General features: G+C 73.6%; 7 protein-coding genes. 1 reads left to right on the forward strand and 6 read right to left on the reverse strand.

Annotated features, from left to right (window positions below; translation table 11 throughout):
* Positions 1 to 3: 3 nt before the first annotated feature.
* The 3 genes from GEV10_11980 to GEV10_11990 all read right to left on the reverse strand — a co-directional run bounded on the left by GEV10_11980 (position 4) and on the right by GEV10_11990 (position 3,167).
* Positions 4 to 939, reverse strand: a complete 936-nt coding sequence (locus tag GEV10_11980) for a pilus assembly protein TadB (GenBank protein MQA79173.1) — start codon at positions 937 to 939, stop codon at positions 4 to 6.
* A gap of 123 nt (positions 940 to 1,062) precedes the next feature.
* Complete coding sequence (locus tag GEV10_11985; protein ID MQA79174.1) at positions 1,063 to 1,914, reverse strand: type II secretion system protein F; 852 nt, start codon at positions 1,912 to 1,914, stop codon at positions 1,063 to 1,065.
* Positions 1,914 to 3,167: a CpaF family protein gene (locus GEV10_11990; GenBank protein MQA79175.1), complete on the reverse strand. Its 1,254-nt coding sequence runs from the start codon at positions 3,165 to 3,167 to the stop codon at positions 1,914 to 1,916. The genes GEV10_11985 and GEV10_11990 overlap by 1 nt, the downstream gene beginning before the upstream one ends.
* 447 nt (positions 3,168 to 3,614) lie before the next feature.
* Between GEV10_11990 and GEV10_11995 the strand changes: the two genes are divergently transcribed.
* A complete protein-coding gene (locus GEV10_11995) occupies positions 3,615 to 4,190 on the forward strand; it encodes a hypothetical protein (protein MQA79176.1) in 576 nt (191 codons plus the stop codon).
* Between the two features lie 86 nt (positions 4,191 to 4,276).
* Here the strand turns inward: GEV10_11995 and GEV10_12000 are convergent, their stop codons facing one another.
* The 3 genes from GEV10_12000 to GEV10_12010 all read right to left on the reverse strand — a co-directional run bounded on the left by GEV10_12000 (position 4,277) and on the right by GEV10_12010 (position 6,343).
* Positions 4,277 to 4,795 (reverse strand): hypothetical protein, encoded by a 519-nt coding sequence (locus GEV10_12000; protein ID MQA79177.1) that lies wholly within the window; start codon positions 4,793 to 4,795, stop codon positions 4,277 to 4,279.
* A complete protein-coding gene (locus GEV10_12005; protein ID MQA79178.1) occupies positions 4,792 to 5,418 on the reverse strand; it encodes a sigma-70 family RNA polymerase sigma factor in 627 nt (208 codons plus the stop codon). The genes GEV10_12000 and GEV10_12005 overlap by 4 nt, the downstream gene beginning before the upstream one ends.
* A 64-nt stretch (positions 5,419 to 5,482) precedes the next feature.
* Positions 5,483 to 6,343 carry an EamA family transporter gene (locus GEV10_12010; GenBank protein MQA79179.1) on the reverse strand — a complete coding sequence of 287 codons (861 nt, stop codon included), beginning with the start codon at positions 6,341 to 6,343 and terminating at the stop codon, positions 5,483 to 5,485.
* Positions 6,344 to 6,447: the final 104 nt, after the last annotated feature.

The following is a 6,447-nucleotide window of genomic DNA, read 5'->3' on the forward strand; positions in this document are numbered from 1 at the left end:
CGATCATGGCACGAACAGGTCGAGGCCGATGAAACCCGGGAACAGCGCGAACAGCACGGTGATGGGCAGCACGAGGAACACGACGGGAACCATCATCGCGATCTCGCGCTTGCCCGCCGTCTCGATGAGAGCGCGCTGCCGCGCGGCGCGGACGTCGACCGCCTGGTCGCGGAGCACGTCGACGAGCGGCGTGCCCCGCTCGATCGCGATGACGACGCCGTCGACGAATCGGCTGACCGCCGGCACGCCGGCGCGGGCGGCGAGGTCTTGCAGGGCGGCGGTGACCGGCGCTCCGGCGCGCACCGCCGCGACGGTGCGGCCGAGCTCGGCGGGCAGCACGCCGTCACCGGTGCGGCTGAGGCGCTCCAGCGCGGCGATCGGCGACTCGCCGGCGGCCACGGCGAGGGCGAACAGCTCCGCGATGGCCGGGAACTCCTCGATGACGCGCTCCTCGCGGTGCCGCACCTGCTGGGTCAGCACCTGGTCGCGCAGCAGCACCCCGGACACCGCGGCGATGAGCGTGAGGACGAGCAGCGGGACGACCTGGTCGGCCACCCCCGTGACGAGCAGCAGCAGGCTCGCCGCCGCACCGACCAGCAGGCCGAGACCTCCCCAGACCACCTGCTCGATCCGGAACTGCTCGACCGTGCGGTCGGATCCGGTGCGGTGCAGCCGGCGGCGTACGGAGGCGCTGCCGCCGAGCAGCCGCTCCACCCGGGCGGCGAGGTCGGTGACGAGCGGCCCGGCCAGCCGCTGCACCACGGGGAAGGGCGACCGGCTCGCGTGGTCGCCGAGCAGCCGAGAGGGCGGGACGGCGTCGCGCAGGTAGGGCTCGAGCCGCTGGTCGAAGGTCGGCTGCCGTCGCAGCGGCACGCTGCGCACGACCAGCAGCAGGCCGAGGCCGGCGAGGACACCGAGCAGCGCGCCGGCGGCCGTCATGAGCCGACCTCCAAAGCGAGCATCGCAGCGGTTCGGAGCACACACCAGGCTCGCAGCACCACCGAGCGAGGAGCGGAGCGGCGGAGGGCGGCGGGGTACACGGCCATCACGCGCGTGTGCCCGTCATCGGAGCACCCGGCGTTCTTCCGGCAGGCGGGCGATGCGCAGCATCAGCCGGTACGCCACGATCGACACCCCGGCACCCGTGCCGAGGACGACGGCGCCCGCAGCACTGTCGTACGCCGCCACCGCCTCGGGTCGCAGGGCGAGCAGGCCGAGCAGCATCCACGGCGCGGCGACCGCCAGCCGGGCCGCGTTGACCGTCCACGACTGGCGGCTCTCGAGCTCGCCGCGGGTCCTGGCGTTCTCGCGCAGGAAGCCGGAGAGTGTGCGCAGCAGCGTGCCGAGCTCGCCGCCGCCCACGGCACGCGCGACCCGCAGCGACTCGGCGACACTGTCGCCGACCGGGTCGGCGAGTCGCTCCTTGAGCCGGTCGAGGCAGTCGTCGAACCGTCCCGTCGCGCGGTAGTCCTCCGCGAACCGGAGGAACGGCGGACGCAGGGTCTCGGGACCGCGGGTGGCGAGGCCCGCGACCGCCTCGGGCAGCGACATGCCGGCGCGGACGGCGGAGGCGAGGTTGTCGACGACCTCGGGCCACAGCTCGCGCAGCTCGGTGCTGCGCCGACGGCGCCGCATCGAGACGAGTGCCCGCGGCGCGAGCGCGGCGATGCCGGCGAACGCCAACGCCACCACCCACGCCCGGGACAGGGCGAGCATGCCGAGCCCGCCGACCACCCCGAGCACCACCGACGCCGCGACGAACTGCCGCGGCGTGACGCCCTCGATCCCCGCCTGCGCCAGCAGCTCGGCGGTGCGGGAGTGCCGCCGCACGCGCGGCGCCGGAGGCGGGGTGGTGAGGCCGAGGAACACCAGGACCGCACCCAGCCCGAAGGTCAGTCCGACGAGGGCCCCCATCACCGCACCCCCGTCGGCGGCGCCGGACGCCGCGGCGCGAGCAGCGCACGCAGGTCGTGACCGGCCCGCTCGAAACGGTCGGGATGCGGCGGGTAGCCGTCGGCCCGGACGAGGCGACCCTCGCGGGTGACGAAGACGTCGGCGGTCTCGATGACATCGCCCTCGACGCGGCTGGTGACCGCGACGACCTCGCGCACCCACCGCTGCCCGCCCGAGCCGAGCGCCATCGACACGACGAGGTCGACCGACCCCGCGACGGTCGGGGTCACGAACGCATGCGTGACGTTCTCGCCGGCAAGAAGTGGCAACGTACAGAGCTTGGTGATGGCCTCGCGGGCGCTGTTGGCGTGCACCGAGCACATCCCCGGGATGCCGGAGTTGAGCGCGATCAGCAGGTCGAGGCACTCCTCCTGACGCACCTCGCCGACGATGATCCTGGAGGGCCGCATGCGCAGCGCCTCCTTCACCAGGCGCCGCAGCAGGATCTCGCCGCGCCCGTCGAGGTTGGCCTGCCGCGTCTGCATCGGCACCCAGTCGGCCAGGTGGCGCAGCTTGAGCTCGAAGACCTCCTCGCACGTGATCACCCGCTCGCTGGCGGGGATCGCGGCGGCCAGGCAGTTGAGCAGCGTCGTCTTGCCCGCCTGCGTGCCCCCGGACACGATCACGTTGAGGCCGGACGCCACGGCGGCCTCGAGGAACTGCGCGCACTGCGGAGTGAGCGTGCCGAACCCGACGAGCTCGTCGAGCGACGAGGCGGCGACGACGAACTTGCGGATGTTGACGGCCCAGGACTCCCGCGTGACGTCGGGGATGACGACGTGGAGGCGGCTGCCGTCGGGCAGCGCGCTGTCGACGAACGGGCTCGACAGGTCGAGCCGGCGGCCGGAGTTCTTCAGCATGCGTTCGACGAGGTCGCGGACCTGCGCCTCGGTCAACACGGTCGTGGTCAGCTCGCTGCGGCCGTGCCGCGCGACGAACACCCGGCCCGGCTCGTTGATCCAGACCTCCTCGACCGTCGGGTCGTCGAGGTAGCGCTGCAGCGGGCCGAACCCGGCCACCGCGTCGAAGACGCTGCGCGAGACGCCGGCGGCGTCGCCCAGCCGGGGCAGGCCGCCGGCGAGACTGCGCTCCCCGTAGTCGGCGACCACCTGGTCGACGAGCGAGCGGACGAGACCCGGCTCCGCCACGGGATCGAGGCCACGGCGACGGACCAGCTCGCGGACCTCGTCCTCGACCACCGTGACGGCGTCCATCGCCCCCTCCCGTCCAGCCCGCTGCGAGGCTAGGGTCTGTCCCGTGGACCGCTCCGTCGCGAGCGGCGTCCAGGGCGGTCAATGGCGGCGGCGGACGACGAGCTCGTACTGGACGTACTTGCGAGCGAGGACAACGCCGCCAGTGGCCGCCCTGGGCGCCGCGTAGCAGGAGGGGTTCCGCGGGACAGACCCTAGTCACCGAACAGTGACCGCAGCAATACCCACCGCGAAGTTGTGGATGAGCAGCATGCCGCCTGGTGCGCCACCGCGGTCGGCGGGGTCGCCGCACCGGCGGTGTTGCGCCGGGACCCGCCGGCACCGTACCGTCGTCGAGCTGCCATTCAGGCGGTACGCAACGGGGGGACATCGGGGCGTGTGCGGTCCGCGGTCCTCCCTGCGGGCCGCCGGTGGTACGGACGGACCTGGCCCCGAGAGGTGACGACGACGATGCGCACGCTACGACTTCCGCTGCTCGCGGTGGCGGCCGCAACCCTGCTGGCGGTCGGGCTGACGAGCCCGGCGCTCGCCGCTCCCGTGTTGGGCTCCCCCGCCTCCTCCTGCGTCGTCCGCGCCCAGCCGCTGGACGGCGCACCCGACCCCGTCGACGTCACGTGCTTCCGCAGCCTCGCGGCGGCGGTCGCCTACGCCACGAGCGGCGCGGTCCACATCGCGCCGAACACCAACGAGCTCACCCAGGAGCAGCTCGACGGCGGCACGCGTGCGGTGAGCGCCAGGGGTGCGAAGGCGAACCGGATCATCGGCATCGAGTACGAGGACCCGCGGTTCGAGGGAAGCACCAAGGTCTACAACGTCGCGGCCACCCCGTGCAACGACGGCGGCCGGTACACCGACACCGACCTGCGCGGCGACCCGATGGACGACGAGATCTCCTCGGCACGCACCTACGAGGGTTGCGTCAGCCGGCACTACCAGTACGCGGGGTTCTCCGGCATGAGTCACGACTGCGGCTGCGCCGTGATGGGCGACATGAACGACCGCACCACGTCGATCCGCTGGACCTGACCCGACGCCGCAACGGGGTGCTGGATGGTGGTCGCGCGGCGGAGGCCCACCCCGGCGGCCTCCGACGCGCGACCGTGACCCGCGCCTCAGCGTTTGAGGCGCGGGAGTCCGAGGGCGCGGCAGGTGTCGGGGTCGCCGCTCGGGTACACCGCGGCGGTGCCGTTCTCCAGCACGCACGCCTGGAGCGCGGGCACCCGGTGGGTGCGGCCGTCGGGGCCCTGCGCGGTACGGGAACCGCGGCGGATCACGCCCTGCCGCCAGATGTCCGTGCACGCCTGGATCGGGTCGGCGTCCGCGGTGCGGCCCGCCTGACCCTCACCCCGCGTGGTCACGGTCGTGCCGGGGAAGTCGTCGCCCTGCTCGTCGACGACCTTGCTGTAGCAACGCACGTCGGTCGTGTGCTCGGCGGGACGGAACGCGACGTAGGCGGTCGCGACACCGCCCGTGGTGAGCAACGCCGCCGCGACCGCGATGACGCCCGTGCGCGTCAGCCACCGCCGCCGCGGGCGTAGCGAGAGGCGTGCGGCGTCCTCCAGCAGGCGCCGGGTGTCGTCCCGTCGCTCGGCGGGGAACCGCCGCGCCGGCGGCAGCTCGGTCATCGTCATAGGAGCGTTCCTCCCCTGACCCCGTTGGGTGGTGTCGGGCGCGCGTCGCCGACCGCACCCTGGTCGCCGGTCAGTCTCTTGAGTTGTTGGCGCGCCCGCGCGAGCCGCGACCGCACCGTGCCCACCGGCACACCGAGCGCCACGGCCGCGTCGGCGTAGCTGAGCTCGGCCCACACGCACAGGGCGAGCGCATCCTGCTCGTCCGGCGTCAGCTTGCGGAACACGCGCAGGATCCGTTGCATCGCCCGCTCGTCGTCGACCCGCTCGGCGGTCTCGTCGGCCGGGTCGGGCTGGACGACCGCCGCCGGCAGCTTCGCGATGAGCCGGCGCCTGCGCCACAGGGCGCGCTGCTGGTTGCGGACGTCGTTGTTGGCGACGGCGAGCAGCCACGGCAGCAGGCTCTCGGTGGTCAAGCTGACCTCCCGGCGACGACGCCAGGCGTCGAGGAACACCGCCGACGTGAGGTCCTCAGCGGTGCTCCACGAGCCGGTACGCCGGAAACAGTGGTTGTAGACGGCGTCGGCATGGCGCTCGAACAGCTCGCCGAACGCGGACGGGTCGTCCCTGGCGACCTGCGTCCACAGCTCGGCGTCGCTACGCCGGTCAGGCTCCGTTGCGCCCACACCTGTTCCATGTCCGGCAGTACGAGGGGAGTTCGGTCACGATTCGGTAAACCCCTCCGGTGGCTCAGCCCAGGTACTTGTTCGCCTCGACCTCCGGGCGGTCGACCCTCCTGGCGCGGCGGCCGGCCTGCGCGGTCACGCCCACGCTGGCCACCATGACGAGCACCACGGCGACCACCTGCCACAGGCCGAGGCGCTGGGACAGCACGGTGACCCCGGCGAGCGCCGCGAGGGCGGGGTCGAGGCTCATCAGGATGCCGAAGACCCGCGGGGTGATCCGGCGCAGGGCGAACAGCTCGAGCGTGTACGGCACGACCGAGCTCATCAACGCCACGAGCGCACCGACGCCCAGGATCGCCGGGTGCAGCATCGCCGTGCCCGCCGTCACGATGCCGAGCGGCAGGATCGCGATCGCCCCCACGGCCATCGCCAGCGCGAGACCGTCGGTCTTCGGGAACCGGCGCCCGGTCTCCGCGCTGAGCAGGATGTACGCCGCCCAGCACGCCGCGGCGCCGAGCGCGAAGGCGACGCCCACCCAGTCCAGCCCGCCGGTGGCGCCGCCGCCGAGCAGGACGACGCCGGCCGCCGCGCAGCCGACCCAGAGCAGGTCCCACAGCCGCCGGGAGGTGACCAGCGCCAGGCCGAGCGGACCGAGGAACTCCAGCGTCACCGCGACGCCGATCGGCAGTCGGGCGATCGCCTCGTAGATGCAGGCGTTCATCGTCGCCAGCACCAGTCCGAACGCGATCATGACGCCGAGGTCGGCCCGGGTGCGCCCGCGCAGTCGCGGTCGGACGGCGACGAGCAGCAGCACCGCGGCGACCACGAGCCGTATCGTCACGGCGCCGAGCGGGCCGACCCGCGGGAAGAGCAGCGCCGCGAAGGCCGCACCGAACTGCACCGAGAGCGAGCCGCCCAGGACCATCGCGACCGCGGTGCCGATCGACCGCGCGCCCTGCTCGTCGGTGGAGGTACGCGCGGTCACTCCTCGACGGTATTCCTCTCCCGGTGGAGGGCGCCCGCGGGTGG

The organism is Streptosporangiales bacterium, assembly GCA_009379955.1.
Lineage (GTDB): Bacteria > Actinomycetota > Actinomycetes > Streptosporangiales > WHST01 > WHST01.

What these genes read in the sequence shown, in the direction of transcription:
- GEV10_11980 (MQA79173.1), bottom strand. Translation starts at nt 939, where the DNA reads ATGACGGCCGCCGGCGCGCTGCTCGGTGTCCTCGCCGGCCTCGGCCTG.
- GEV10_11985 (MQA79174.1), bottom strand. Translation starts at nt 1,914, where the DNA reads ATGGGGGCCCTCGTCGGACTGACCTTCGGGCTGGGTGCGGTCCTGGTG.
- GEV10_11990 (MQA79175.1), bottom strand. Translation starts at nt 3,167, where the DNA reads ATGGACGCCGTCACGGTGGTCGAGGACGAGGTCCGCGAGCTGGTCCGT.
- GEV10_11995 (MQA79176.1), top strand. Translation starts at nt 3,615, where the DNA reads ATGCGCACGCTACGACTTCCGCTGCTCGCGGTGGCGGCCGCAACCCTG.
- GEV10_12000 (MQA79177.1), bottom strand. Translation starts at nt 4,795, where the DNA reads ATGACGATGACCGAGCTGCCGCCGGCGCGGCGGTTCCCCGCCGAGCGA.
- GEV10_12010 (MQA79179.1), bottom strand. Translation starts at nt 6,343, where the DNA reads ATGGTCCTGGGCGGCTCGCTCTCGGTGCAGTTCGGTGCGGCCTTCGCG.